Genomic DNA, 24,085 nt, shown 5'->3' with positions numbered 1-24,085 from the left:
ACAGACTAGCCCGGCACGCGACGGATCTTCGCGCCCAGCATCTGCAGTTTTTCTTCGATGCACTCGTAACCACGGTCGATGTGGTAGATGCGGTCGATCAACGTATCGCCCTCGGCGACCAGAGCCGACAGCACCAGGCTGGCCGAGGCGCGCAGGTCGGTGGCCATGACCGGCGCACCCTTGAGCTGTGGCGTGCCGGTGACGATGGCGGTGTTGCCTTCGACCTGGATCTGCGCACCCATGCGGTGCATTTCGTAGACGTGCATGAAACGGTTCTCGAAGATCGTCTCGATCACTGCGCCCGTGCCTTCGGCGATGGCGTTGAGCGAGATGAACTGCGCCTGCATGTCGGTCGGGAACGCCGGGTATGGCGCGGTCCGCAGGTTGACGGCCTTGGGCCGCTTGCCGTGCATGTCGAGGCTGATCCAGTCGGCACCGGTTTCGATTTCGGCGCCCGCTTCCTTGAGCTTTTCCAGCACCGCTTCGAGGATGGTCGGATCGGTGTCCTTGAGCTTGACGCGACCGCCGGTCACGGCAGCGGCGACCAGGTAGGTGCCGGTCTCGATACGGTCGGGCATGACGCGGTAGGTAGCCGAGTGCAGACGCTCGACGCCATCGATGGTGATGGTGTCGGTGCCGGCGCCCTGGACGTTGGCGCCCATGGCGTTGAGGAAGTTGGCCAGATCGACCACTTCCGGCTCGCGCGCCGAGTTCTGCAGCACGCTGCGGCCGCGCGCCAGGGCGGCGGCCATCATGATGTTCTCGGTGCCGGTGACACTCACGGTGTCGAAGAAGAAGTGCGCACCGCGCAGCCCGCCTTCCGGCGCCCTGGCCTTGATGTAGCCGCCTTCGACCTCGATGGTCGCGCCCATCGCTTCGAGGCCGCGGATGTGCAGGTCGACCGGACGCGAACCGATGGCGCAGCCGCCCGGCAGCGCTACTTCGGCCTCGCCGAAACGCGCGACCATGGGGCCGAGCACCAGGATCGAGGCGCGCATGGTCTTGACCAGTTCGTACGGCGCAACCAGGGTCTTGATGGTGCGCGGATCGATTTGCACGGCCAGCTTTTCGTCGATCACAGGCTCGATGCCCATGCGCCCGAACAGCTCGATCATGGTGGTGATGTCGTGCAGGTGCGGCAGGTTGCCGACCGTGACCGGCCCATCGGCCAGCAGGGTCGCGGCCAGAATCGGCAGGGCAGCGTTCTTCGCCCCGGAGATGCGGATCTCGCCATCGATGCGAGTGCCGCCAGTGATAATCAGTTTGTCCATTGGTGTCTCGCCGCCAAGTTGGCTCAGGTGCGCTCAGCCCAGGCTGCGCTGCTGAAAAATTTCATGGTGACCGCGTGGATGCTGCCGTCGGCGATCCAGGGGTTCAGGTGAGCGTAAATCGCTTGCTGACGCTTGACCGGGCTCTGGCCGGCCAGCTCGTCGCTGATCACGTTCAGTTGAAAGTTGCAGCCCTGGCCTTCGACTTCCACCAGGGTTCCGGGCAATTTCTGTTCAAGGAAGCTCTTAACGTCTACGGCCTGCATGCTCAACCTCAATCGGCGCCCAGTGCGCGGGGGTCGGCCATCATACAAAAAAGCCCCTCGCCTGCGAAGCCCAACGAGGGACACGCTGACCGAGGGGCCGCTGAGCACTCGCCATCAATCGCCGCTGAGCACCTCGCCCAGGTCGTAGACCTCGGCGATTCCACGCATCTCCTGAGGCAGCCCGCGCAGCTCCCAGAATTTGCCGGCGGCCTCGGCGTCACGTATGAAGCTCAGCAGCAGGGCCAGGCCCACGCTGCTGGAACGGGTGACGGCCGAGCAATCGAGCACCATGCGCGATTCGCGGCTGGCGGCGATCAGGGCCTTGCCCTGGCTGCGCAAGGCCGCGCCGGTGGTGTAGTCGAGCACGCCACTCAAGCGCAGCACGCCCGGCTTGTCCATGCTGACAGCGGCCGCAGTCATTTGACGGCCTTGTCCGGCGAGCCGTCGGCGGTCTGCTTGGCCTTGGCCACTTCGCCCGCCCAACCGTCGATGGTCTTGTCCAGGTCGTTGCCGTTGCGCTGCATGGCGTCGGCGAACTGATCCCGGAACAGCTTGCCGATGTTGATGCCGTTGACGATGACGTTACGCACTTTCCATTCGCCACCGAGCTTTACCAGGGTGTACTGCACCGGGAATACCGCGCCGTTGTTGCCCGACACCTTCATGCCGACGCTGGCGCGGTCGCCATCTTCGCTACGCGCAGGATCGACGGTGATGCCCTGGTTGTTGTATTCGAGCAAAGCGTTGCCATAAAACTGCATCAGGCTGCGCTTGAAGTTTTCCTGGAAGCGCTGCATCTGCGCAGGGCTGGCCTTGCGCGAATACTTGACGGTCATGATGCTCTTGGAGATGCCGTCGGCATCCACCACCGGCCCCAGAATGCCGTTGAGGGCGTTGTAGAACGCCTGCGGATCGGACTTGTAGCGTGCCTTGTTGGCTTGCAGGTCCGAGAGCAGCGCGTCGGTGGTGCTCTTGATCACTTCGTGGGCCGACTGCCCGGGAGCGGCCGTCGCCAGCATCGGCAGGCAGGCCAGGATGACCAGCAGGCCACGTCGCAGCATCGAAATCATGGAAACTCCTTAATTAGCCGGGGCGGCTTCTTTAGCGTCTTTACCAACCGAATTGAGCAGGAACTTGCCGATCAAATCTTCCAACACCAATGACGACTGGGTGTCGTGGATGGTTCCGCCGTCTTTGAGCACCTGATCTTCGCCACCGACGCTGATGCCGATGTATTTTTCGCCCAGCAGGCCGGCGGTGAGGATCGAAGCGGTGGAGTCGGTCGGCAGGTTGTTCACGCCCTGCTCGAGTTCCAGGGTGACGCGGCCGGTGAAGCTGTCGCGGTCCAGGTCGATGGCCGTGACCTTGCCGATGGCGACGCCAGCCATGGTGACCTTGGCACGCACGGTGAGGCCGGCGATGTTGTCGAAGTAGGCGTAGACCTTGTACGTGTCGCTCGCAGGGCTGGCCGACAGGCCGCTCACGCGCAGGGCGAGGAGCAACAACGCCAGAATCCCGGCCAGCAGGAACAGGCCGACACCAATTTCCAGGGTGCGGTTTTGCATCAAAAGTCTCCAAACATCAGGGCGGTCAGGATGAAGTCCAGACCCAGGACTGCCAGCGAGGCATACACTACGGTCTTGGTCGTGGCACGGCTGATCCCCTCGGACGTGGGCTCGCAGTCATAGCCTTGGAACACGGCGATCCAGGTGACCACGAAGGCGAACACCAGGCTTTTGATCACCCCGTTGAGCACGTCGTCGGTAAACGACACGCTGTTTTGCATGTTGGCCCAGAACGAGCCTTCGTAGACGCCGAGCCAGTCCACGGCGACCCACGAGCCGCCCCAGATGCCCACGACGCTGAAGATCAGCGCCAGCAGCGGCAGGGAGATGAAGCCGGCCCACAACCGTGGCGCGACGATGTACTTGAGCGGGTCGACGCCGATCATCTCCAGGCTCGACAGCTGCTCGGTGGATTTCATGTTGCCGATTTCGGCGGTCAGCGCCGAACCCGCGCGCCCGGCGAACAGCAAGGCGGTGACCACTGGCCCCAGTTCGCGCAGCAGGGTCAGGGCGATCATCTGCCCCACCGCTTGCTCGGAACCGTACTTGGTGAGGATGCTGTAACCCTGCAGCGACAGCACCATGCCGATGAACACGCCCGACACGGCGATGATCGCCAGGGACATGACGCCCACCGAATAGAGCTGCTTGACCAGCAACTGGAAGCCACCGCCGGTGCCGCGGCCGATCAGCGCGTTGCCGAGGAACAGGCAGGAGCGCCCGAGGATGGCAACGATGTCGATGGCCGCACGCCCAAACAGGCGAATACGTTCGAGAATGGATGTCTTGCGCATCAACGCGCCCCCAGCAGAGCGGCGCGATAATCGGACGCAGGAAAATGGAAAGGCACCGGGCCGTCTGGATCGCCCTTCATGAATTGGCGAATGCGCGGATTGTCGGAGTTCATCAGCTCGTCCGGCGTGCCTTGGCCCAGGACCTGACCGTCGCCCACGACATAGAGGTAGTCGGCGATACTGGCGGTTTCCGCCAGGTCGTGGGAGACCACGATGCTGGTGATGCCCAGCGCGTCGTTGAGCAGACGGATCAGGCGCACCAACACGCCCATGGCGATCGGGTCCTGGCCGACGAAAGGTTCGTCGTACATGAGGATCTGCGGGTCCAGGGCGATGGCCCGGGCCAGCGCCACCCGGCGTTTCATGCCGCCGGACAGTTCGTCCGGGCGCAGGTTGATGGCACCACGCAGACCGACCGCTTGCAGCTTCATCAAAACGATGTCGCGAATCATCTCTTCGGGCAGTTCGGTATGCACGCGCAAGGGAAACGCGACGTTCTCGAACACGTCGAGATCGGTGAACAGCGCACCGCTCTGGAACAGCACACCCATCTGCTTGCGCGCATCGAACAGGTCGGCGCGCGACAGGCTCGGCAGGTTCTGCCCAGCCACCCAGACTTCGCCTTTGGCCGGGCGCAGCTGCGCGCCCATCAGCCGCAGCAGCGTGGTCTTGCCGCAGCCCGAAGGGCCCATGATGCCGGTCACCTTGCCACGGGGAATGCGTATATCGACGTTGTTGAAAATACTGCGCGAGCCGCGCTGGAAGGACAGGCCCTTCAACTCGACCGCGTAGGCGCTATCCCCACTCATCTAGACTCCTTGCGATACAGCCCAGTGTTCATGGACGCGCGTCCTCGTCAGGAAGACACAAGCGTCGCGGGCGGGCCGGTTAGCCGCGAACTATACCACCGCGCCGAAGCCCTTCCCAAGGCTACCGCCCGAGCATTCAGGCTATCGACAGTAAGGGAAAGTTTCAGTCTGACGATCAAAGGTGAGGGTTTTGTGCATTACAGCTATAATCGCCGCCTTTCCCGCAAGCCATATGTTCGACCATGAGCCAATCCAGCGAGCTAATCCATTCCGCCCAGCGCACTTTGCGTCTTGAGCTTGAAGCCGTACAGGGCCTGCAAGCCCGCATCGACGGCGAATTCGTGCGTGCGTGCGAACTGATCCTGGCCAGCAAGGGCCGCGTGATCGTGCTGGGCATGGGCAAGTCTGGGCACATCGGCAGCAAGATCGCCGCCACCCTCGCCAGCACCGGCACGCCCGCGTTCTTCGTGCATCCGGCCGAAGCCAGCCATGGCGACATGGGCATGATCACCCGCGACGACGTGATCCTGGCCCTGTCCAACTCCGGCACCACGGCCGAAATCGTCATGCTGCTGCCGCTGATCAAGCGGCTCGGCACACCCTTGGTGAGCCTGACCGGCAACCCGCAGTCGACCCTGGCCCTGGCAGCCGCCGCCCGGCTCGACGCACGCGTCGAGCACGAAGCCTGCCCGCTCAACCTGGCGCCGACCTCCTCCACCACCGCAGCCCTGGTGCTGGGCGACGCCTTGGCCATCGCGCTGCTCGAAGCGCGCGGTTTCACCGCCGAAGACTTCGCCTTCTCGCACCCGGGTGGCGCCTTGGGCCGCCGCCTGCTGGTCAAGGTCGAAGACGTGATGCATGGCGACAGCGCGCTGCCGGTGGTGGAGCGCTCCACCCCGCTCAAGGACGCGCTGTTGGAAATGTCGCGCAAGGGCCTGGGCATGACCGTGGTGCTGGAAGCCGACGGCACCCTGGCCGGCATCTTCACCGACGGCGACCTGCGCCGCGCGCTGGACCGCAACATCGACGTGCACGGCACGCCCATCGAGGCGGTGATGACCTCCCACAGCAAGACCGTCACCGCGCAGATGCTCGCGGCCGAGGCGCTCAAGCTCATGGAAGACTACAAAATCAGTGCACTGGTGGTGGTGGACGCTCACGATCGCCCCGTTGGTGCGCTCAACATGCACGACCTGCTGCGCGCTGGAGTAATGTGATGAACCCGGATCTACTGCAACGCGGCAAAGCGATCAAGCTGGCCGTCTTCGATGTCGATGGCGTGCTCACCGACGGTCGCCTGTACTTCCTCGCCGACGGTAGCGAGTTCAAGTCGTTCAGCACCCTCGACGGGCAAGGCATCAAGATGCTGCGCGCCAGCGGCGTGATGACCGCGATCATCACCGGTCGCTCCAGCCCGGTCGTGGAACGGCGCGCCCGCAACCTGGGCATCGACCACCTGTTCCAGGGCCGCGAAGACAAGCTGGTGGTGCTCGACGGTTTGCTAGCGGAACTGAACCTGAACTATGAACAGGTTGCCTACCTGGGAGACGATCTGCCCGACCTGCCGGCGATCCGCCGCGTCGGCCTCGGCATGGCGGTGGCCAACGCCTCGCCGTTCGTGCGCCAGCATGCGCGCGGCATCACCCTGGCGCGTGGCGGCGAAGGCGCCGCAAGGGAGTTCTGCGAACTCATCATGCAGGCCCAGGATACGTTGGACACTGCCCACGCCCATTACCTGTAGAGCTGCACATGTTTAGCAAAAAAGCCAAGAACATCGTTCTGTTCAGCGTTATCGCCGCTCTGCTGGGCGCCGTGGGCTACTGGAACCTGAGCCCGGAAAGTTTTCTCGACGACGCGCCACAGGCCCAGGTCGACGAGAACGCGATCGACTACTATGCGATCAACGCCCACAGCGTGCAGTTTCTGCCCGACGGCAAGCGTCAGTACGAAATGACCGCCGACAAGATCGAGCACGTCAAGGCCAGCGAAGTCACCCTGGTGACCGAGCCGGACCTGCAGATGTACCGTGGCACCGCCTTTCCCTGGCACATCCAGAGCAAGCATGCCGAGGTCAATCCCGATGGCACCGAGGTGGAGCTGATCGACTCGGTCAGGATCGCCCGCACCGATGAAAAGAACCGCGACACGCTGATCACCAGCAGCCGCATGACCGTGTTCCCGCAGAAGCAATATGCGCAGACCGAGCAAGCCGTTAGAATCGACGGCGCCGGTGGCACCACTACGGGCACAGGCATGAAGGCGTACTTGAAAGACGGCAGGATGGACCTGCTGTCCAACGTAAGAGGACAGTATGAGGCTCGTTAAAACCCTTCCCCTTTTGCTCAGCCTGAGCGCAGCACTGGGTAGCGCGAGCGCTTGGGCCCTGCCGACCGATCGCGACAAGCCGATCCGCATCCAGGCCGACAACGCGCACCTGGACGACAAGCAAGGCGTGGCCACCTACACCGGCGATGTCATCATCACCCAGGGTTCGATGATGATCAAAGGCAATACCGTGACCATCACCCGTGCGGCGTCCGGCGACATCGACGTGCTCACTTCGGTGGGCAACCTGGCGTACTTCGAGCAGCAGCAGAGCGCAGCCAAGCCCGACAAGATGAAAGGCTGGGCGGTGACCATCCAGTACCAGGCGCAGAAAGACCTGGTCGTGCTTACCGATCGCGCCAAGGTGGAAAACGAAGGCAACACCACCGAAGGCGAGAAGATCGTCTACAACACCAAGTCCCAGATCGCCACGGCGGGCCGCGGCGGCAACGTCACCGCACCGCGCCAGCGTATCGACATGGTGATCCAGCCGAAGAAGAAGGCCGAGTGATGGCAACCCTCAAAGCCCAACATCTGGCCAAGAGCTACAAAAGCCGGCAGGTCGTGCGCGACGTCAGCCTGTCCATCGACAGCGGTCAGATCGTCGGCCTGCTCGGGCCCAACGGCGCGGGCAAGACCACCTGCTTCTACATGATCGTCGGCCTGGTCCAGGCCGACCAGGGTCGGGTGCTGATCGACGACCTCGACGTCAGCCACCAGCCCATGCATGGTCGCGCCAAGGCCGGCATCGGCTACCTGCCGCAGGAAGCTTCGATCTTCCGCAAGCTGTCGGTGGCCGACAACATCATGGCCATCCTCGAGACCCGCAAGGAGCTCGACAGCGACGGCCGGCGCCAGGCGCTGGAAAGCCTGCTTCAGGAATTCCACATCACCCATATCCGCGACAACCTCGGCATGAGCCTGTCGGGCGGTGAGCGTCGCCGCGTGGAGATCGCCCGCGCGCTGGCGACCGCGCCGAAATTCATCCTGCTCGACGAACCTTTCGCCGGGGTCGACCCGATTTCCGTGGGCGACATCAAACAGATCATCCACCACCTCAAGGCCAAGGGCATTGGCGTGTTGATCACCGACCACAACGTGCGTGAAACGCTCGACATCTGCGAAACGGCATACATCGTCAACGACGGTCAGCTGATCGCCGAGGGCGATTCGGCTACCATCCTGGCCAACGACCTGGTGAAAGAGGTCTACCTGGGGCACGAGTTCAGGCTCTGAATGCTCGGCGGGCGTGCCCGCCGTAGCGCTCAAGGTTGGATCGCACTTTATTTGACACAGCGCCCTAGGCAAACGTTACAGTTTCAGGCATATAACTTGCTTAAAATTGGCGCCGCGGCGCCCTCGTGTAGTGGATGGCGCTTGCGCGCCGGCGAACAAGGTAATTAGCCCCAGCCATGAAACCATCGCTCGTCCTAAAAATGGGCCAGCAACTGACGATGACCCCGCAGTTGCAACAGGCCATTCGTCTGCTCCAGCTTTCCACTCTGGATCTTCAACAGGAAATCCAGGAGGCCCTGGAATCCAACCCGATGCTCGAACGCCAGGAAGAAGGCGAAGACTTCGACAACAACGATCCGATGGCCGACAACGCCGAGAGCAAGCCTGCCAGCGAAGCGCACGACACCTCTTTCCAGGAAACCACCACCACGGTCGAGAACCTCGAAGAAGGCGATTGGGGCGAGCGCATTCCCAACGAGTTGCCGGTCGACACGGCCTGGGAAGACATTTACCAGACCAGCGCCAGCAGCCTGCCCAGCAACGATGACGACGAGTGGGACTTCACCACGCGCACGTCGGCCGGAGAAAGCCTGCAAAGCCATCTGCTGTGGCAACTCAACCTGGTGCCGATGTCGGATGTCGATCGCATGATCGCCGTCACCCTGATCGACAGCATCAACCCCCAGGGTTACCTGGAAGACTCCCTCGAAGAAATCTGCGAAGGGTTCGATCCCGAACTGGACATCGAACTCGACGAAGTGCAGGCGGTGCTGCACCGCATCCAGCAGTTCGAACCTGCCGGCATCGGCGCCACGAGCCTGGGCGAGTGCCTGCTGCTGCAACTGCGCCAGCTGCCGGCCAATACGCCGTGGATGGCAGAGGCGCAACGCCTGGTCAGCGACTTCATCGACCTGCTCGGCAGCCGCGACTACAGCCAGTTGATGCGCCGCATGAAGCTCAAGGAAGACGAGCTGCGCCAGGTCATCGAGCTGGTGCAGAGCCTCAACCCGCGCCCGGGCTCGCAGATTGAATCGAGCGAACCCGAATACGTGGTGCCCGACGTCATCGTGCGCAAGGACAACGAGCGCTGGCTGGTGGAGCTGAACCAGGAAGCGGTACCGCGCCTGCGGGTCAACGCCCAGTACGCAGGCTTCGTGCGCCGCGCCGACACCAGTGCCGACAACACCTTCATGCGCAACCAGCTGCAGGAAGCGCGCTGGTTCATCAAGAGCCTGCAAAGCCGTAACGAAACCCTGATGAAAGTGGCCACGCAGATCGTCGAGCACCAGCGCGGTTTCCTCGACCTGGGCGACGAGGCCATGAAACCGCTGGTCCTGCACGACATCGCCGAAGCCGTGGGCATGCACGAATCGACCATTTCCCGGGTCACCACGCAGAAATACATGCACACGCCGCGTGGCATATACGAGCTGAAATACTTCTTTTCCAGCCACGTCAGCACGGCCGAAGGCGGGGAATGCTCGTCCACGGCAATTCGCGCGATCATCAAGAAACTGGTGGCGGCGGAAAATCAGAAAAAGCCATTGAGTGACAGCAAGATCGCTGGTTTACTGGAGGCTCAAGGCATCCAGGTAGCACGTCGTACCGTAGCCAAGTACCGCGAATCGCTGGGCATCGCGCCTTCCAGTGAACGCAAGCGGCTGATGTAACGCCTGGATGTGCCACAGCGTTTCAGTGGCAGGTGCAACACCTGCCTCTTTATGCACGGCAATTAAGGAGAAGCTGTATGCAAGTCAACATCAGTGGACACCATGTAGAAGTCACCCCACCTCTGCGCGATTACGTGGAGCAGAAGCTCAAACGTCTGGAGGGTCATTTCGACAAGATCACCAACGTGCAGGTCATCATGAAAGTCGAGAAGCTGCAGCAAAAAGTCGAAGCGACGCTGCAGATTCCTGGTGGTGAAGTGGTTGCCAACGCCGAACACGAAGACATGTATGCAGCGATCGATGCGCTGGCTGACAAGCTTGATCGCCAACTGAAAAAACACAAGGAAAAACAGCAAAGCCTGCTGCAAGGCGCAGCGGCCCGCTGACACCCCCCATCCATGATCCGACTTGAAACCATCCTGACCCCCGGCCGTTCGCTCGCGAATGTGCCGGGCGGCAGCAAGAAGCGCGCCCTGGAAAAGGTCGCCACCCTCATCGCCGAACAGGTACCGGAACTGGAGATGCACGACATCTTCGAAAAGCTGGTCGCCCGTGAAAAACTGGGCTCCACCGGCTTCGGCAACGGCATCGCCATTCCCCATTGTCGCCTGCCCGGTTGCACTGCGCCGGTCAGTGCCCTGCTGCACCTCGACGCGCCTATCGACTATGACGCCATCGACGGCGCCCCGGTAGACCTGCTGTTCGTGTTGCTGGTCCCAGAAGCGGCCACCGATGCCCACCTCGAGCTGCTGCGCCAGATCGCCAGCATGCTGGACCGCAAGGAAGTGCGCGAACGCCTGCGTGCGGCCACCACCAGCGAGGCCCTGTACCAGGTTGTCCTGGACGTTCAGAACGAGGCCTGACCATGCGCCTGATCATCGTCAGCGGTCGCTCCGGCTCCGGCAAGAGCACTGCTCTGGATGTACTGGAAGACCACGGTTTTTACTGCATCGACAACCTGCCGGCAGGCCTGCTTCCGCAGTTGACGGAAAACGTCCTGCTCAAAGCCGAGTTGCAGCAGCCCAAGGTTGCCGTTTCCATCGACGCGCGCAACCTGCCGGGTCACCTGTCGCGTTTCCCCGCTCTGCTGGAAGACGTTCGATCAAAACGCATCCAGTGCAACGTCGTGTACCTGGACGCCGATGAAGACATCCTGCTCAAGCGCTTCTCCGAGACCCGACGCCGTCACCCGCTGACCACTGCGGACCGTTCGCTGGCCGAAGCCATTCGCGTGGAAACCGATCTGCTTGGCCCCATCGCGGACTTGGCCGACCTCAAGATCAACACCAGCAACCTCAACCTGTATCAGTTGCGCGACTCGCTCAAGCTGCGCTTGCTCAACCAGCCCGAGCCTGGCACGGCGTTTCTGGTCGAATCCTTCGGGTTCAAGCGGGGCATGCCGGTCGATGCCGATCTGGTGTTCGACGTGCGCTGCCTGCCCAACCCTTACTGGAACTGCGAGCTGCGCGACCACTCCGGGCTCGAGCAGCCAGTGATCGACTATTTGGCTGCGCAACCCGACGTCGAGGAAATGTTCCAGGATATCGCCAGCTATCTGCTCAAATGGCTGCCACGCTTCGCCGCCAGCAATCGGGCCTACGTCACCATCGCCATTGGCTGCACCGGCGGCCATCATCGCTCGGTCTACCTCACCGAACGCCTTGGCGCCCTGTTGCAACAAACACTGAAAAATGTCCAGGTTCGCCATCGCGACCTCTAGCCCACAGGATCCACCCCTCGATGCCCGCCCGTGAAATTACCATCGTCAACAAGCTCGGCCTGCATGCCCGGGCCGCCGCCAAGTTCGTGGGTGTGGCCGGGCGCTTTCCCTGCCAGGTAAAGGTAGGACGCGCACCCGACAAGCTGGTCGACGGCAAGAGCATCATGGCCGTGATGATGCTGGCCGCCGGTAAAGGCACGCAGGTGCATTTGCACACCGAGGGCGAGCAGGAAGACGAGGCATTGGCAGGCTTGGTGGAACTGATCGAGAACAAGTTCGACGAAGGCGAATAAACCGCCCTCCCCGTACCTGCTCGGATTTTCAGGACATCGCAGTGTCCATCACCATCATCAGGCAGAAGCCGATACACAGCCCCAGGCTAGCCAAACGGTGATGCCCGTTGCTACGGGACTCGGGGATGATTTCCTGGGTGACCACCAACAACATGGCGCCAGCCGCACAAGCCAGGCCCAGCGGCAATAGCAGCTCGGCCACATTGACCAACCAGGCGCAGACCACTGCCGCCACAGGCTCGACCAAACCGGAAGCGGCGCCGATCAGAAATGCCCTGAAGCGCGACATGCCCGCACCCGCCAGAACCAAGGCGATCACCAACCCTTCGGGTACGTCCTGCAAGGCGATGCCCATGGCCAGGCTGTCGGCGTCGGGCATGCCGCCGCCGGCGGAGACGCCGATGGCCATGCCTTCCGGAATGTTATGGGCGATGATGGCGATCACGAACAGCCAGATCCGCGCCGCGATCGCCGGCTGCTTGCCATTGCCTACCAAGGCCTCGGGCGAAGCGCCAGAGACCTTCAGGTCGACCAGAAACAGGCACAGCGCCCCGCCCAACAGACCCACGCTGATCAGGGCGCCGGCGCCCCAAGGGCTGTAGCCGATCAACTGCGCCGCTTCCAGCCCTGGAATGATCAGCGAGAACGCCGTAGCCGCCAGCATCACGCCGGCGCCGAAGCCCAGTAGTGTGTCGGCCAGCGCTACCGGCATGCTGCGCACGACCAAGACCGGCACCGCGCCGAGTGCAGTGCCCAGCGCGCACAGCGCGCCCCCTTCGAGCGCACGCAGCATGCGTGGCTCAAGCTCCAGCCAGGCGATGCCTCGTGCGACCAGCAGCGCGGTGCCGACCAGCACCAGCAAGACACCCAACGCTTGCCTGAACAGGCGTACGCTACCGACCGACATCACCTGTGAGCGCATGGGCGATCAGCTCACCGAGTGGCTTCGAGATAACGACGCTCGACTTCCTGCCAGTCGATGACGTTGTAGAAGGCCCCGATGTATTCCGGGCGGCGGTTTTGGTATTTCAGGTAGTAAGCATGTTCCCACACGTCCAGGCCCAGAATCGGCGTGTTGCCATGCATCAGTGGGCTGTCCTGGTTACCGCTGCTCTCGACCACCAGTTTTTTCTCCGGCGTAACGCTCAGCCAGGCCCAGCCACTGCCGAAGCGGGTCAGTGCAGCCTTGGTGAAGGCTTCCTTGAAGGCTTCGAAACCGCCCAGCTCGGTCTTGATGGCTTCGGCAACCTGGCCGACCGGCTCGCCGCCGCCGTTGGGCGACATGACGGTCCAGAACAGGCTGTGGTTGGCATGGCCGCCACCATGGTTGGTGACCGGGCCGCGCAGGTTCTCGGGCAGTTGCTTGACCGCAGCGACCAGTTCCTCGACCGGTTTGTCGGCCCACTCGGTGTTTTCCACGGCGGCATTCAGGCCGTTGACGTAGGTCTGGTGGTGTTTGGTGTGGTGGATTTCCATGGTCTGCGCATCGATGTGCGGCTCGAGCGCGTCGTAGGCGTAGGAGATTTTTGGCAATTCGTAAGACATGTCAGTGAATTCCGTAGGCAGGAGTTGTGGAGGTCACGTCCGGCTGAGCGCTCAGCTCGCTGGCCACGGCCGCATTGCGATTGAGCAATCGTTCGGTACGAGGGTATTGACCGTATTCGGCGATGAAATTCAGCAATTCTGTGTAGGTTCTGGCGCTATGACGCAAGGCGGCGTCGCGCAGAGCCTGTGAAAGGCGCATGTCCTGGCTGGCCTGCAGCAGGCGCTGATGCGCCGAGCACAGGTAGTCGGCGCTCTCGTGGGGCTGGTTCAAGCCCAGGTGCAGGTCCGCCAGGTTATGGTGCGCGATGACGAACACCGCCACCGCTTCGTCGACGTCATGCCAGCGCTCGAACAGCACCTGGGCCAAGGCCAGGGCTTGCAGATAAAGCTCCCGGGCATCGACCAGATCGCCCTGCTCGAACAGCGCGTTGGCGTGTTGCGTGGTGCGTTTCCAGTGCTGCATGACGAACCTCCTCGGCGCGGCGGGTCAGAGACCGCCGGCAGTCAGTTTTTCCGGGTCCAGCAGGGTTTGCAGCTGGTCGCGGGACAGATCGGTGTGTTCGAGCGCCACCTCGATGATCGGACGCCCTTGCTTGTAGGCGGTCTTGGCGATCTCGGCAGCCTTGAGGTAGCCGATGATGGGGTTGAGCGCCGTCACCAGGATCGGATTGCGCGACAACGCTTCCTTGAGCTTGGCGTCATTGACCGTGAAACTGCTGATGGCTTTGTCGGCCAGCAGGCGGCTGGTGTTGGCCAACAGCTCGATGCTTTCCAGCAGGTTGCGGGCGAGGACCGGCAGCATCACGTTCAGCTCGAAATTGCCCGACTGCCCGGCCACGGCGATGGTGGCGTCGTTGCCGATGACCTGCGCGGCAACCATCGCCGTGGCTTCCGGAATCACCGGATTGACCTTGCCCGGCATGATCGAAGAACCCGGCTGCAAGGCTTGGAGTTCGATTTCGCCAAGGCCGGCCAGAGGGCCGGAGTTCATCCAACGCAGGTCGTTGGCGATCTTCATCAAGGCCACGGCAGCGGTCTTGAGCTGACCGGACAACGCCACGGCGGTGTCTTGCGAGCCGATCAGGGCGAACAAGTTGGCGCCGGGTGCGAATTCGACACCCGTCAGCGTGCTTAGCTCGCGAGCAAAACCTGCGGCGAACTCGGGATGGGCATTGATGCCGGTGCCGACCGCGGTGCCGCCTTGTGCCAAGGCCTGCAACGCCGGCAAGGTGGACTCGATGTGCGCCTGGGCACCCTTGACCTGCGCGGCCCAGCCACCGAGCACCTGGCTCAGGCGCACGGGCATGGCATCCATCAGGTGGGTGCGGCCGGTCTTGATATGGTGGTGCACCTGGCCGGCCTTGGCCTCGATGGCCTGGGCCAGATGCTGCAAGGCCGGCAGCAACTGCTCGCGCACCGCGAGCGCCGTGCTGACGTGGATGCTGGTGGGGATGATGTCGTTGCTGCTCTGCCCACAGTTGACGTGGTCGTTGGCGTTGACCGCTTCGCCCAGCACGCGGCTGGCCAAGGTGGCGATCACTTCGTTGGCGTTCATGTTGGAGCTGGTGCCGGAACCGGTCTGGTACACGTCGACCGGGAAGTGCTGGATGAAGTCTTCGGCCAGCAGCTGCTCGACCGCCTGGACGATGGCCTCGCCCTGGGCCGCGCTGATCTGTTCCAGCTTGATGTTGGCTTTGGCCGCTGCGGCCTTGGCCAGCAGCAGCGCGCGGATGAACTGCACCGGCATGCGCTGGCCGCTGACCGGAAAATTGTCGACCGCGCGCTGGGTCTGGGCGCCATACAGGGCCTGAGCCGGCACCTGCAACTCGCCCATGCTGTCACGCTCGATACGGGTCTCACTCATCGTCAAATCCTTGCATCAGTTCTTCGTGGGAAATGGATGGCAGCAACACGCACTTGGCCAGTTGCAGCGCGTAGGGTTGCCAGAGCTGGTTGCATTCGCTGCGGTTGAGGTTGCGCAGATCGAGCAGCGGCCGCCAGGCCTGGTCCAGGCACTGGCTGCGCCAGTGCCACGGCAGCATGCGGTCGCAGGCGGTGTCGAGCAGCAGGCGGAACGACGTGAGGGCCACGGTCCAGGGCGCGGTGTCGGTACAGCACACCAGGTAACGCCCTTCGGCCAGGTAGTGTTCGATCAGGCGCGGCTCATCGGGCTCGATGGCACAACGGATGCGGCGGCTCAGCCAGCGCCAGTTTTCCAGGTAGGGCAATTCGTGGAGAACGGTGTTCATGAACAGCATCGACCATGAGCTTCAGAATGATATTCATTATTAATTGATAAATAGAATCACTTCAAGCTTTGCCCCACAAACGAAAAACCCGGCGCGATGGCCGGGTCTTCTTTCCAACAGGAAGTTTTACAAAGGCCATCAGCCCGTCAGTTGCCTGCTACGGTCATCCGTTCGATCAACACCGAGCCCGTATGGATGTTGCTGCGGGTTTCCAGATCGTTACCGATGGCGACGATTTGCTGGAACATGTCCTTCATGTTGCCGGCGATCGTGACTTCCTGGACGGCGAACTGGATCTCGCCGTTTTCCACCCAATAGCCAGCAGCGCCGCGGGAGTAATCCCCGGTCACCATGTTCAGGCCATGCCCCATCAGCTCGGTCACCAGCAGGCCACGCCCCATTTTCCTGATCAACGCGGTCTGGTCGTCGTCGCCATGGGTCACGAACAGGTTGTGCACGCCTCCGGCGTTGGCCGTGCTCGGCAGCTTCAGCTTGCGCCCGGAATAGGTGCCCAGCACGTACGAAACCAGCTCGCCGTTTTCCACGAACGGCTTGGCGTAGGTGGCCAAGCCATCGCCGTCGAAACCGGCGCTGGCCAAGGCGCGAGGAATGTGTGGACGTTCGTCGAGGGTGAGCCAGCTCGGGAACAGGCGCTGGCCGATGCAGCCTTCGAGGAACGAGGATTTGCGGTAGAGGTTGCCGCCGGAAATCGCCCCCAGGAAGCTGCCGAACAGGCCACCGGCCAACTCGGCGGAAAACAGCACCGGCACTTCGCAGGTCGGTACCGGGCGGGCGCCCAAGCGGCTGGCGGCACGCTGCGCCGCACGCCGGCCGATGCTCACGGGGTCGGCCAGCAGCGTGCCCTGGCGATTGACGTCATACCAGTAGTCGCGCTGCATCTGCCCGTCGCCTTCGGCGATCATCACGCAGCTCAGGCTGTGCCGGGTCGAAGCGTAACCACCGATGAAACCGTGGCTGTTGCCATATACCCGTACGCCTTGGTGGGTGCTGAGCGAGGTGCCGTCGGCATTGCGGATGCGCGGGTCGGCTTCGAAGGCAGCCGCTTCGCAGACCAGGGCCTGCTCGATGGCCTGCTCGGGGCTGATGTCCCAAGGATGGTAGAGGTCCAGCTCGGGGATGTCGCGGGCCATCAGTCCGGCGTCGGCCAGGCCCGAGCATTCGTCTTCGGAGGTGTGCTTGGCGATGGCCAACGCCGCCGCCACGGTCTCGCGGATCGCCTCCGGGCCACTGGCCGAAGTGCTGGCCGAGCCTTTGCGCTGACCGACGTACAGGGTGATGCCGAACCCCTGGTCACGGTTGAATTCGACCGTTTCCACCTCGCGCTGGCGCACCGTGGTGGACAGCCCCTGTTCCAACGACACCGCCACTTCGCAGGCGCTGGCGCCCTGGCGTCTGGCCTCGGCGACGATCGCCTCGACCTGCTCCTGCAACGCCGGCAGGTCCTTCGGGCCTACGCTCTGGACTGCACTCATGGTTATCTCCCATCAAATTCTGCGTTCGGCACGGGCCATGCTACGACCGGGCCGGACAAGCGGCCCCCGACTGGTTATCATGGCGACGATTTCCTGCGGACTGCCACCATGGTTGATTCATACGACGACGCCTTCGACGGCGAAAAAAGCAAAACCCAGATCAAGCGCGAGCTGCTTGCGCTGGTCGAACTGGGCGAACGCCTGACCACTCTCAAGGCCGATACCCTGGCCCGCCTGCCGCTGACCGACGCCTTGCGCAAGGCGCTGGCCGATGCCAGCAAGCACACCTCGCACATCGCCCGTAAACGGCACATGTCGTTCGTCGGCAAGCTGATGCGCGACCAGGACCTGGAAGCCATCAACGCGGTGTTCGAACAGGTCGACACCTCCAGCCGCCAATACAACGAGCGTTTCCATAATCTGGAGCGCTGGCGCGACCGGCTGGTCGACGGTAACGACGAAGACCTGGAACGCTTCGTCAACGAGTTCCCCGACACCGACCGCCAGCACCTGCGCTCGCTGATCCGCCATGCCCAGCACGAGAAGGCGCGCAACAAGCCGCCGGCCGCCGCGCGCAAGGTGTTCAAGTACATCCGCGACCTCGACGAGCTGCAGCGCGGCCTGCGCTGAGCCCGGGCCGCTCGCCCATCGTGGGGCGCGCCGGTTCGGCGTCTCGTCCCCCGATGGCGCCCTTCACGCCCCCGTACCGCCGACCGTGATGGCATCGAGCTTCAAGGTGGGCTGACCGACGCCGACCGGCACCGATTGGCCGTCCTTGCCACACGTACCCACGCCGCTGTCCAGGGCCAGGTCGTTACCGACCATCGACACCCGGCTCATGGCTTCCGGGCCATTGCCGATCAGCGTCGCGCCCTTGACCGGTGCGGTGATCTTGCCGTCCTCGATCAGGTACGCCTCGCTGGTGGAGAACACGAACTTGCCGCTGGTGATGTCGACCTGGCCACCGCCCAGGTTGGCGCAGTACAGGCCACGCTTGACCGAACGGATGATCTCTTCGGGGTCGCTTTCGCCGGCACGCATATAGGTGTTGGTCATGCGCGGCATGGGCAGGTGGGCATAGGACTCGCGGCGACCGTTGCCGGTGACCGCCATGCCCATCAGGCGCGCGTTGAGCTTGTCCTGGATGTAGCCCTTGAGCACACCGTTCTCGATCAGGGTGGTGCACTCGGTGGGCGTGCCTTCGTCGTCGACGCTGAGCGAGCCACGACGGCCTTCCAGGGTGCCGTCGTCGACGATGGTGCACAGTGGAGAGGCGACCATCTCGCCGATGCGCCCACTGAACGCCGAGCTGCCCTTGCGGTTGAAGTCGCCCTCCAGACCGTGGCCCACCGCTTCGTGCAGCAGCACGCCGGACCAGCCGGAGCCCAGCACCACCGGCAAGGTGCCGGCCGGCGCGGGTACCGCTTCGAGGTTGACCAGCGCCTGGCGCAACGCTTCGCGGGCATAGCCCATGACCTTTTCTTCGGTGAAGAAGCGATAGTCGGTACGCCCGCCACCGCCCTGCCCGCCCCGCTCGCGGCGGCCGTTCTGCTCGACGATGACGCTGACGTTGAAGCGCACCAGCGGCCGCACGTCGGCGGCCAGACTGCCATCGGCGGCGGCGACCAGGATGCGTTCCCAGACCCCGGCCAGGCTGACGCTGACCTGCTGGATGCGCGGGTCCAGGGCGCGGGTCGCGGCGTCTACGCGCTTGAGTAGTTCGACCTTCTCGGCGCGGCTGAGCACGTCCAAGGGGTTGTCGGCGCCGTACAGTGCGGTCACGTCGCGGCTCTGGAATGCCTGCACACGGCCATGCTGACCGGAACGGGAAATCGAGCGTGCGGCAGTGGCGGCGGCGGTCAGCGCTTCGAGGTTGATGGCGTTGCTGTAGGCGAAGCCGGTCTTCTCGCCCGACTGGGCACGCACGCCCACGCCCTGGTCGAGGTTGAAACTGCCTTCCTTGACGATGCCGTCTTCCAAGGCCCAGGTTTCCGAGACCTGGCCCTGGAAATACAGGTCGGCGGCGTCGATGCCAGGGCCTGCCAGGGCGCCCAGCACGCTCTGCAGGCTGTCCAGGGTCAAGCCGCCGGGGGCCAGGAGTTGCTCACTGACGGTGGATAACATCTGGCTCATAGTCACTCCAAAAGGTGCGCAGGCCGCACGGCGTCCTGCGAGAAAAAGCGCCGGTGCGCGAACACCGGCATTCGCGTCCGTATGGACGCCTGTTCGTCGGCGTCGCGCGTGGCCAGCAACACGGCCTCGCCCTGCGCCTGTTCGGCGAGTATCCGCCCCCAGGGATCGACGATGGCCGCATGGCCATGGGTCTCGCGCGGACCTGGGTGCAGCCCGCCCTGGGCCGCCGCCAGCACATAACATTGGGTCTCGATGGCCCGCGCACGAATCAAGACCTCCCAGTGCGCGGCGCCCGTCACCGCCGTGAAGGCCGAGGGCGCGCTGATCAACTGCGCGCCTGCCGCACGCAAGGCGCTGTACAACTCGGGAAAGCGCAGGTCGTAGCACACCGTCAGGCCCAAACGACCGACTGGCGTGTCGGCCACCACCACTCGATCACCTGAAGCATAGTCATCCGATTCGCGATAACGCCCACGGTTGTCGCTGACATCGACGTCGAACAGATGCAGCTTGTCGTAGCGTGCGGCGATCTCGCCGTCTTCATCGATCAACAAGGAACAGGCGCAGGCCTTGCCATGGGGTGTGTCGGCCGGGGGCAAGGGCAAGGTGCCTGCGACTATCCATAACTTGAGGGCGCGGGCGGTGCGTTTCAACCACGGCAGGATCGGTCCGCGGCCCAACGCTTCGTCCAGGCCAATGCGCGCAGCGTCGCGGCGCCCCATGGCGGCGAAGTTTTCCGGCAGCACCGCTAGACGGGCGCCGCCCGACGCGGCCTGTTCTAGTAGCCGCTCGGCTTGGCGCAGGTTGGCCAGCAAGTCCTCCTGGCTGACCATCTGGATCACGGCAATGCTCATGGACAGGCTCCTAACGACCGCGGGTAAAGGGTTTCACGAAGGTGATCTTAGGCTCTTTCAGAGGGCCCACGACGCGGTAATTGACGCTGGCGAAACGCGCCACCCGGTCACCGAGCAGCCGGTCGACGATGAACAGCGCCCCGCCGACCACCGGCGCACCCACTAGCAGGGCCGCCAGCGGCAGGTTGTTGGTGACCGGCAGCGCCACTTTGACGTTGGCCACCACCCGCTCGCGCGCCATGTCCACGGTACCGTCGATCTCGATGTCGCTGGAAGGACCGGTCATGCGGATCGGCTCGCGGGTGACGTAGCGGCCGCGGCTGACTGCCAGTAACGCCTTGACCCGGTCGTAGGCCAAGCCCTTGCCGAACAGGTCCGAGAAGTCCAGGCGCAAGCGCCGGCCCAAGGCGTCGAAATTGAGCAGGCCAAACACACGCAGGGCTTGGGCGCCGCCTTCCACTTGCTTGAACTGACCTTCGCGCATCGACGCCCGCAAGCTGCCCGACACCTTGTCCAGCCCGACCCAGGCCGGCGAGCCAGGCCAGCGCGCGTCCACGTCCAGGCGGAAGTCGCGGCTGGTGACCGAAGGCGCGAAGCCCCAGGCCTCTAGGACATCGGCCAGGTTGCGGCCCGACACGCGACCCTTGTACCAACTGTTGCTACGGCCGGTGCTTCCCTCCCACGCGGCGCTGCCATTGGCTTGCAGGCCCTTGAGGTCGACGTCGATGTCGTCCACCGACACGCCGCGCCCGGTCGGGCGCAACTTCAGCGCCACCCGCCCGTAGAGGTCGTCGCCGCGGTAGAGCTTGTCGATGCTGAGGTCAAGGGCGGGCGCCTGGTGCGGATCGTAGCTGGCCAGTGGGTCGCTCGACGGCGCGTTCGGATCCTGTTCGGGCTGCGCAGGGGGTAGCCGCAAGGTTTGCAGGCGCACGACCAACGGCGCCGCTTTGGCATCGGCCAAGTGGGCATCGCCAATCACTTCGCGGCTGTCCAAGCGCAGGTCCCAGGCGCTGGCACCGCGCCGCAGGCGGACCACGGCCTGGTTCAGGGTCATGCCCGAGGCGTCGATGCGACCGATGCTCAAGTCCGCGCCTTGCAGCACCTGGCGCGCACTGCCACCCGGATCGCCGCCGGCGAGCTGGCTGGCCTGCTGTTGCCAGGCCCCCAGGTCCAGGCTTTCCAAACGGCCACGCACCCACAGGCCCTGACCGGCGGGCGGTGTGGGCTGCCCGCCACTACCCAACAGCAGCTCGCCCCGGCCCTCGGTCAGACGCTCGGCTGGGGCGATGTAAGCCAGTTGCGCGAGATCGGCATAGCGTGCGTCCATACGCCGTTCGGCGCCGTCGAGGGCCATGCTGAAATGACCGTCGCGCGCGGTCGAGGCGGCTTTGCCGAAAGGCGCGGGCAGATCGATGCGCAGCCCTTTGAGGTTGGAATCGACCAGCAGACGGTTTTCCCGGCTGCCGAGGTTGACCTGCAACCGGTACGGCAATTCACCGTCCAGAGGCAGCGCCTGCTTGAATTGCAGCCAGTCGCTCAGGGCCTTCAGCGCGATCTGCCCGCTCGCGTCGATACGGGTCTGCATCTGCCCGCCCTGGCCTTGCGCGGTGATCTGCGCAGTCACCGGCCGGTCGAAGGCGCGCAGGCGGATGTCGCGGCCGCTCAAGCCCTTGGCCAGGTCGAACTGGAAGTCGCCCGTGACCTGACTCAATTGCAACTGTGGGGACGCGATGTTCAGGGTCGCGTCGCGCGTGGCGAAATCCACCAGCACCTTGGGCGTTGCGCCTTTGGCCAGCGGAATGTCCAGGCTCAGCTCGCCGCTCAACGGGCCTTTGCCTTCCCAGCCGGCGAACACGTCTTCGGTGCCGATCGGCGCCTCCTGGAGAATCTTCAACCCATCGGACAGCTTGCCGTCGACCTTGCCACGCACCTGCAAGTGGCTGGGCTGGCCTGGCTTGGCATGGGGAATCTCGACCTTGACCTGGCTCAACCCGGTATCGAGTATCCGACCACGCTCGGCCACCACGCGCACGCCGGCATCGTCGACATAGACCTTGCCATCGACCTGCTGCAAGTGCGGCCAGCCTGGCTGGAAGTCGAGCGCGGCGTTGCGCACCGCGAAGAACAGGCTGAGGGTGCGCGAATGGGCCGGCGCATCGTGGTGCAGCGAACCCTGATACTGGAAGTAGCCCTCGTCCACATCGCCTTGCAGGATGGCGCTGCGCAGCCACTTGTCGACGTCGTCGCCCAGCACTTCGGGCAGGTACTTGGCGGTGTAGCGGCCGTCACCCTCGGTCAGGCCCACGCGCAGGTCCATGTAGTCTTCGTGCCCAGGTTCGAGGAACAGGCGAATGAGAAAGTCGCCGGCGATGTTGCCTTCCTTACCCTTCACCTTCAGGTACGGCGCCGCCAGGGTGAAGCTCTGCTTGTTCAGGGCCCAGGTGAGCCGCGCGTTGGCCTGTTCGTAGTGCCAGGGTTTGGCGAAGATCGGGTAGAGGTGCAGCATGAAGGCTTCGCTGTCCAGACGCAGTTCGCCATGCCCCAGGTCGCCCTGGATACTGCCGCTGACGTTACCGGCACCCGGCGCGCCGTGATAGGCGTCGAAGCCTACCCGCTCCAGGTTGGCGGCGAACTGCGCACGCTGGTCGCCCTCGGCCTTGGGACGCAGGTCGAGGCGCAGGTTGCGCAGCGCGCCGGTCACCTGCAAGGCGTCGACGGCCTTCAAGGCGGGCTCCGGCAGAGGTGCCAGTGCGTGGATCACCGGGGTCAGGGGGGTCAGATCGATACGGTCGGCCTGGACTTGCCAGAGCTCTTGTTCGGGCGTCTGAGCGTCGGTCTGTTGCAGTTTCAGGCGTGCCTGCCATGGCGTCTCGCCGATCCGCGCCGCCAACGAGTCGACCTGTACGGCCAAGCCTTGGGCATTGCGCTCGAGCCAAGCCGACAAGGCCACCTCTTTCACGCTGATCGGCTTGCGTCCTTCATGGGCACCGCGCAGCTGCGGCGCCTGCACTCGGACCACAGCTTTTTGCAGTTTGCGTTCGCCCCATTCCAGCCACACCTGACCGCCCGCCTGCAACCGATCGGCCTGCCAGGCGCCGAGCAGGCGTGGCGGTATCCACTGCGCCCACTCGGCCTGCGGCAGGCTTACATAGGCCTGCACCGCGCCGTCGCGCCACTGCTCGGCGCGGGCCTGGCCATGCAGCACGGCCGACAGCGGCTGACCGTCGGGCAGCGTGGCGCGCATTTCGAGCGATTGCCGTTGGCTGCCGGCGCGCAGGCCGAGTTCGACGTAGGTGAGCGTCAGCGGTTCACGCTGCCATGGGTGCAACGTGACCTGGCTGTCGAACAGATCGACCCGGCCCAGTTGACGCAACTGCTTGAGGATCTGCTCCGGGTCGCTGGGTGCGTCGTCGCGCTGCGGCAGGCCTTCGAGCGTCCACCGGCCTTCCTGGTTTTCGCGCACGATGAGCTGCACCCCGCTGACCTGTAGATTGGCCAGCCGTATCTCGCGCGCCTTGAGGCTGCCCCACAGGTCAGGCACCGCCTTGACGTCGTCCAGGCGCAGCGAGGACTGCCCCTCGCCGATCTGCACATCGTGCAGGCTGATCATGGGCGAAAGCCGCAGCCAACGGCCTTCGAGCGCGCCGATGTGCACCGGCACACCCACCGCCTCGCTAACCTTGCGTTCGATCTCGGCGCGGTACTCGGCCACTAGCGGCACCAGCACGCGGCCCAGGCTGGCATACAGTGCCAGCAGTACCGCCAGCAGCGCGCAGGCGCCCAAGCCCCAACGGGTCAAGGCGCCCGGAACGCGCGTCATACGTCCCATGGCCATGGCCCTCGCAGTCGTATTTCGATAATGGCC

At 64.0% G+C, this 24,085-nt stretch carries 27 protein-coding genes; 11 read left to right on the top strand and 16 right to left on the bottom strand.

Annotation, left to right across the window (positions count from 1 at the left end):
• Positions 1–5: 5 nt before the first annotated feature.
• The 7 genes from murA to B4M43_RS00705 form a co-directional block, all read right to left on the bottom strand.
• Positions 6–1,271, bottom strand: a complete 1,266-nt coding sequence (murA, locus tag B4M43_RS00735) for a UDP-N-acetylglucosamine 1-carboxyvinyltransferase (protein WP_296263175.1) — start codon at positions 1,269–1,271, stop codon at positions 6–8.
• Positions 1,272–1,294: 23 nt separating this feature from the next.
• Positions 1,295–1,534, bottom strand: coding sequence for a BolA family protein (locus B4M43_RS00730; protein WP_296263173.1), 240 nt, complete (start codon positions 1,532–1,534; stop codon positions 1,295–1,297).
• 114 nt (positions 1,535–1,648) lie between these two features.
• Positions 1,649–1,954, bottom strand: a complete 306-nt coding sequence (locus B4M43_RS00725) for an STAS domain-containing protein (protein WP_296263171.1) — start codon at positions 1,952–1,954, stop codon at positions 1,649–1,651.
• Positions 1,951–2,604 carry an MlaC/ttg2D family ABC transporter substrate-binding protein gene (locus tag B4M43_RS00720; protein ID WP_296263169.1) on the bottom strand — a complete coding sequence of 218 codons (654 nt, stop codon included), beginning with the start codon at positions 2,602–2,604 and terminating at the stop codon, positions 1,951–1,953. The genes B4M43_RS00725 and B4M43_RS00720 overlap by 4 nt, the downstream gene beginning before the upstream one ends.
• A gap of 9 nt (positions 2,605–2,613) precedes the next feature.
• Positions 2,614–3,099: an outer membrane lipid asymmetry maintenance protein MlaD gene (mlaD, locus tag B4M43_RS00715; RefSeq protein WP_296263167.1), complete on the bottom strand. Its 486-nt coding sequence runs from the start codon at positions 3,097–3,099 to the stop codon at positions 2,614–2,616.
• Positions 3,099–3,893: a lipid asymmetry maintenance ABC transporter permease subunit MlaE gene (gene mlaE / locus B4M43_RS00710; RefSeq protein WP_296263165.1), complete on the bottom strand. Its 795-nt coding sequence runs from the start codon at positions 3,891–3,893 to the stop codon at positions 3,099–3,101. The genes mlaD and mlaE overlap by 1 nt, the downstream gene beginning before the upstream one ends.
• Positions 3,893–4,702, bottom strand: a complete 810-nt coding sequence (locus B4M43_RS00705; RefSeq protein WP_296263163.1) for an ATP-binding cassette domain-containing protein — start codon at positions 4,700–4,702, stop codon at positions 3,893–3,895. The genes mlaE and B4M43_RS00705 overlap by 1 nt, the downstream gene beginning before the upstream one ends.
• A 242-nt stretch (positions 4,703–4,944) precedes the next feature.
• Between B4M43_RS00705 and B4M43_RS00700 the strand changes: the two genes are divergently transcribed.
• The 10 genes from B4M43_RS00700 (at position 4,945) to B4M43_RS00655 (ending at position 11,946) form a co-directional block, all read left to right on the top strand.
• Positions 4,945–5,919 (top strand): KpsF/GutQ family sugar-phosphate isomerase, encoded by a 975-nt coding sequence (locus tag B4M43_RS00700; RefSeq protein WP_296263161.1) that lies wholly within the window; start codon positions 4,945–4,947, stop codon positions 5,917–5,919.
• Positions 5,919–6,443: a KdsC family phosphatase gene (locus B4M43_RS00695; protein ID WP_296263160.1), complete on the top strand. Its 525-nt coding sequence runs from the start codon at positions 5,919–5,921 to the stop codon at positions 6,441–6,443. Before B4M43_RS00700 ends, B4M43_RS00695 begins: the two co-directional genes overlap by 1 nt.
• A gap of 8 nt (positions 6,444–6,451) precedes the next feature.
• On the top strand, positions 6,452–7,027 hold the full coding sequence (gene lptC / locus B4M43_RS00690) for an LPS export ABC transporter periplasmic protein LptC (RefSeq protein WP_296263158.1): 576 nt from the start codon (positions 6,452–6,454) through the stop codon (positions 7,025–7,027).
• Positions 7,014–7,538 carry a lipopolysaccharide transport periplasmic protein LptA gene (gene lptA, locus B4M43_RS00685; protein ID WP_296263156.1) on the top strand — a complete coding sequence of 175 codons (525 nt, stop codon included), beginning with the start codon at positions 7,014–7,016 and terminating at the stop codon, positions 7,536–7,538. Before lptC ends, lptA begins: the two co-directional genes overlap by 14 nt.
• Complete coding sequence (lptB, locus tag B4M43_RS00680) at positions 7,538–8,263, top strand: LPS export ABC transporter ATP-binding protein (RefSeq protein ID WP_296263155.1); 726 nt, start codon at positions 7,538–7,540, stop codon at positions 8,261–8,263. The genes lptA and lptB overlap by 1 nt, the downstream gene beginning before the upstream one ends.
• A 176-nt stretch (positions 8,264–8,439) precedes the next feature.
• Positions 8,440–9,933 carry an RNA polymerase factor sigma-54 gene (locus tag B4M43_RS00675; protein WP_296263153.1) on the top strand — a complete coding sequence of 498 codons (1,494 nt, stop codon included), beginning with the start codon at positions 8,440–8,442 and terminating at the stop codon, positions 9,931–9,933.
• Positions 9,934–10,010: 77 nt separating this feature from the next.
• Positions 10,011–10,319 carry a ribosome hibernation-promoting factor, HPF/YfiA family gene (gene hpf / locus B4M43_RS00670; protein ID WP_296263151.1) on the top strand — a complete coding sequence of 103 codons (309 nt, stop codon included), beginning with the start codon at positions 10,011–10,013 and terminating at the stop codon, positions 10,317–10,319.
• Positions 10,320–10,331: 12 nt separating this feature from the next.
• Positions 10,332–10,796: a PTS IIA-like nitrogen regulatory protein PtsN gene (gene ptsN / locus B4M43_RS00665; RefSeq protein ID WP_296263149.1), complete on the top strand. Its 465-nt coding sequence runs from the start codon at positions 10,332–10,334 to the stop codon at positions 10,794–10,796.
• Between the two features lie 2 nt (positions 10,797–10,798).
• On the top strand, positions 10,799–11,653 hold the full coding sequence (rapZ, locus tag B4M43_RS00660; RefSeq protein WP_296263148.1) for an RNase adapter RapZ: 855 nt from the start codon (positions 10,799–10,801) through the stop codon (positions 11,651–11,653).
• A 20-nt stretch (positions 11,654–11,673) separates the two neighbouring features.
• Positions 11,674–11,946, top strand: a complete 273-nt coding sequence (locus B4M43_RS00655) for an HPr family phosphocarrier protein (RefSeq protein ID WP_296263146.1) — start codon at positions 11,674–11,676, stop codon at positions 11,944–11,946.
• A gap of 28 nt (positions 11,947–11,974) precedes the next feature.
• Here B4M43_RS00655 and B4M43_RS00650 read toward each other — a convergent pair whose 3' ends face one another.
• The 6 genes from B4M43_RS00650 to pmbA all read right to left on the bottom strand — a co-directional run bounded on the left by B4M43_RS00650 (position 11,975) and on the right by pmbA (position 17,233).
• Entirely contained in the window at positions 11,975–12,868 is an 894-nt protein-coding gene (locus tag B4M43_RS00650) for a ZIP family metal transporter (RefSeq protein ID WP_296263143.1), read from the bottom strand.
• A gap of 11 nt (positions 12,869–12,879) precedes the next feature.
• Entirely contained in the window at positions 12,880–13,491 is a 612-nt protein-coding gene (locus tag B4M43_RS00645) for a superoxide dismutase (RefSeq protein ID WP_296263141.1), read from the bottom strand.
• A gap of 1 nt (position 13,492) precedes the next feature.
• Entirely contained in the window at positions 13,493–13,954 is a 462-nt protein-coding gene (locus B4M43_RS00640; protein WP_296263139.1) for a hypothetical protein, read from the bottom strand.
• A gap of 24 nt (positions 13,955–13,978) precedes the next feature.
• The gene (locus tag B4M43_RS00635) at positions 13,979–15,355 is read right to left on the bottom strand and encodes a class II fumarate hydratase (RefSeq protein WP_296263137.1); all 1,377 of its coding nucleotides are present in this window, start codon (positions 15,353–15,355) and stop codon (positions 13,979–13,981) included.
• Positions 15,348–15,749 (bottom strand): FagA protein, encoded by a 402-nt coding sequence (locus tag B4M43_RS00630; protein ID WP_296263135.1) that lies wholly within the window; start codon positions 15,747–15,749, stop codon positions 15,348–15,350. Before B4M43_RS00630 ends, B4M43_RS00635 begins: the two co-directional genes overlap by 8 nt.
• A gap of 137 nt (positions 15,750–15,886) precedes the next feature.
• Positions 15,887–17,233, bottom strand: coding sequence for a metalloprotease PmbA (gene pmbA / locus B4M43_RS00625; RefSeq protein ID WP_296263133.1), 1,347 nt, complete (start codon positions 17,231–17,233; stop codon positions 15,887–15,889).
• Between the two features lie 108 nt (positions 17,234–17,341).
• Here pmbA and yjgA point away from each other — a divergent pair, with 108 nt between their 5' ends.
• Positions 17,342–17,863, top strand: coding sequence for a ribosome biogenesis factor YjgA (gene yjgA / locus B4M43_RS00620; protein ID WP_296263131.1), 522 nt, complete (start codon positions 17,342–17,344; stop codon positions 17,861–17,863).
• A gap of 63 nt (positions 17,864–17,926) precedes the next feature.
• Here the strand turns inward: yjgA and tldD are convergent, their stop codons facing one another.
• The 3 genes from tldD to B4M43_RS00605 are packed head-to-tail and all read right to left on the bottom strand — an operon-like array spanning position 17,927 to position 24,055.
• On the bottom strand, positions 17,927–19,366 hold the full coding sequence (tldD, locus tag B4M43_RS00615; RefSeq protein ID WP_296263129.1) for a metalloprotease TldD: 1,440 nt from the start codon (positions 19,364–19,366) through the stop codon (positions 17,927–17,929).
• A 2-nt stretch (positions 19,367–19,368) separates the two neighbouring features.
• Positions 19,369–20,220, bottom strand: coding sequence for a carbon-nitrogen hydrolase family protein (locus tag B4M43_RS00610; protein WP_296263125.1), 852 nt, complete (start codon positions 20,218–20,220; stop codon positions 19,369–19,371).
• A 10-nt stretch (positions 20,221–20,230) separates the two neighbouring features.
• Positions 20,231–24,055 carry a YhdP family protein gene (locus B4M43_RS00605; protein WP_296263124.1) on the bottom strand — a complete coding sequence of 1,275 codons (3,825 nt, stop codon included), beginning with the start codon at positions 24,053–24,055 and terminating at the stop codon, positions 20,231–20,233.
• Between the last annotated feature and the right edge of the window lie 30 nt (positions 24,056–24,085).

This window comes from Pseudomonas sp. UBA6562, assembly GCF_002434265.1.
Taxonomy (GTDB): domain Bacteria; phylum Pseudomonadota; class Gammaproteobacteria; order Pseudomonadales; family Pseudomonadaceae; genus Aquipseudomonas.
This window is presented reverse-complemented; position numbering and strand designations above follow the sequence as displayed.

Coding starts and splice junctions, on each gene's coding strand:
- murA (WP_296263175.1), bottom strand. CDS start 1,271: ATGGACAAACTGATTATCACTGGCGGCACTCGCATCGATGGCGAGATC.
- B4M43_RS00730 (WP_296263173.1), bottom strand. CDS start 1,534: ATGCAGGCCGTAGACGTTAAGAGCTTCCTTGAACAGAAATTGCCCGGA.
- B4M43_RS00725 (WP_296263171.1), bottom strand. CDS start 1,954: ATGACTGCGGCCGCTGTCAGCATGGACAAGCCGGGCGTGCTGCGCTTG.
- B4M43_RS00720 (WP_296263169.1), bottom strand. CDS start 2,604: ATGATTTCGATGCTGCGACGTGGCCTGCTGGTCATCCTGGCCTGCCTG.
- mlaD (WP_296263167.1), bottom strand. CDS start 3,099: ATGCAAAACCGCACCCTGGAAATTGGTGTCGGCCTGTTCCTGCTGGCC.
- mlaE (WP_296263165.1), bottom strand. CDS start 3,893: ATGCGCAAGACATCCATTCTCGAACGTATTCGCCTGTTTGGGCGTGCG.
- B4M43_RS00705 (WP_296263163.1), bottom strand. CDS start 4,702: ATGAGTGGGGATAGCGCCTACGCGGTCGAGTTGAAGGGCCTGTCCTTC.
- B4M43_RS00700 (WP_296263161.1), top strand. CDS start 4,945: ATGAGCCAATCCAGCGAGCTAATCCATTCCGCCCAGCGCACTTTGCGT.
- B4M43_RS00695 (WP_296263160.1), top strand. CDS start 5,919: ATGAACCCGGATCTACTGCAACGCGGCAAAGCGATCAAGCTGGCCGTC.
- lptC (WP_296263158.1), top strand. CDS start 6,452: ATGTTTAGCAAAAAAGCCAAGAACATCGTTCTGTTCAGCGTTATCGCC.
- lptA (WP_296263156.1), top strand. CDS start 7,014: ATGAGGCTCGTTAAAACCCTTCCCCTTTTGCTCAGCCTGAGCGCAGCA.
- lptB (WP_296263155.1), top strand. CDS start 7,538: ATGGCAACCCTCAAAGCCCAACATCTGGCCAAGAGCTACAAAAGCCGG.
- B4M43_RS00675 (WP_296263153.1), top strand. CDS start 8,440: ATGAAACCATCGCTCGTCCTAAAAATGGGCCAGCAACTGACGATGACC.
- hpf (WP_296263151.1), top strand. CDS start 10,011: ATGCAAGTCAACATCAGTGGACACCATGTAGAAGTCACCCCACCTCTG.
- ptsN (WP_296263149.1), top strand. CDS start 10,332: ATGATCCGACTTGAAACCATCCTGACCCCCGGCCGTTCGCTCGCGAAT.
- rapZ (WP_296263148.1), top strand. CDS start 10,799: ATGCGCCTGATCATCGTCAGCGGTCGCTCCGGCTCCGGCAAGAGCACT.
- B4M43_RS00655 (WP_296263146.1), top strand. CDS start 11,674: ATGCCCGCCCGTGAAATTACCATCGTCAACAAGCTCGGCCTGCATGCC.
- B4M43_RS00650 (WP_296263143.1), bottom strand. CDS start 12,868: ATGCGCTCACAGGTGATGTCGGTCGGTAGCGTACGCCTGTTCAGGCAA.
- B4M43_RS00645 (WP_296263141.1), bottom strand. CDS start 13,491: ATGTCTTACGAATTGCCAAAAATCTCCTACGCCTACGACGCGCTCGAG.
- B4M43_RS00640 (WP_296263139.1), bottom strand. CDS start 13,954: ATGCAGCACTGGAAACGCACCACGCAACACGCCAACGCGCTGTTCGAG.
- B4M43_RS00635 (WP_296263137.1), bottom strand. CDS start 15,355: ATGAGTGAGACCCGTATCGAGCGTGACAGCATGGGCGAGTTGCAGGTG.
- B4M43_RS00630 (WP_296263135.1), bottom strand. CDS start 15,749: ATGCTGTTCATGAACACCGTTCTCCACGAATTGCCCTACCTGGAAAAC.
- pmbA (WP_296263133.1), bottom strand. CDS start 17,233: ATGAGTGCAGTCCAGAGCGTAGGCCCGAAGGACCTGCCGGCGTTGCAG.
- yjgA (WP_296263131.1), top strand. CDS start 17,342: ATGGTTGATTCATACGACGACGCCTTCGACGGCGAAAAAAGCAAAACC.
- tldD (WP_296263129.1), bottom strand. CDS start 19,366: ATGAGCCAGATGTTATCCACCGTCAGTGAGCAACTCCTGGCCCCCGGC.
- B4M43_RS00610 (WP_296263125.1), bottom strand. CDS start 20,220: ATGAGCATTGCCGTGATCCAGATGGTCAGCCAGGAGGACTTGCTGGCC.
- B4M43_RS00605 (WP_296263124.1), bottom strand. CDS start 24,055: ATGGCCATGGGACGTATGACGCGCGTTCCGGGCGCCTTGACCCGTTGG.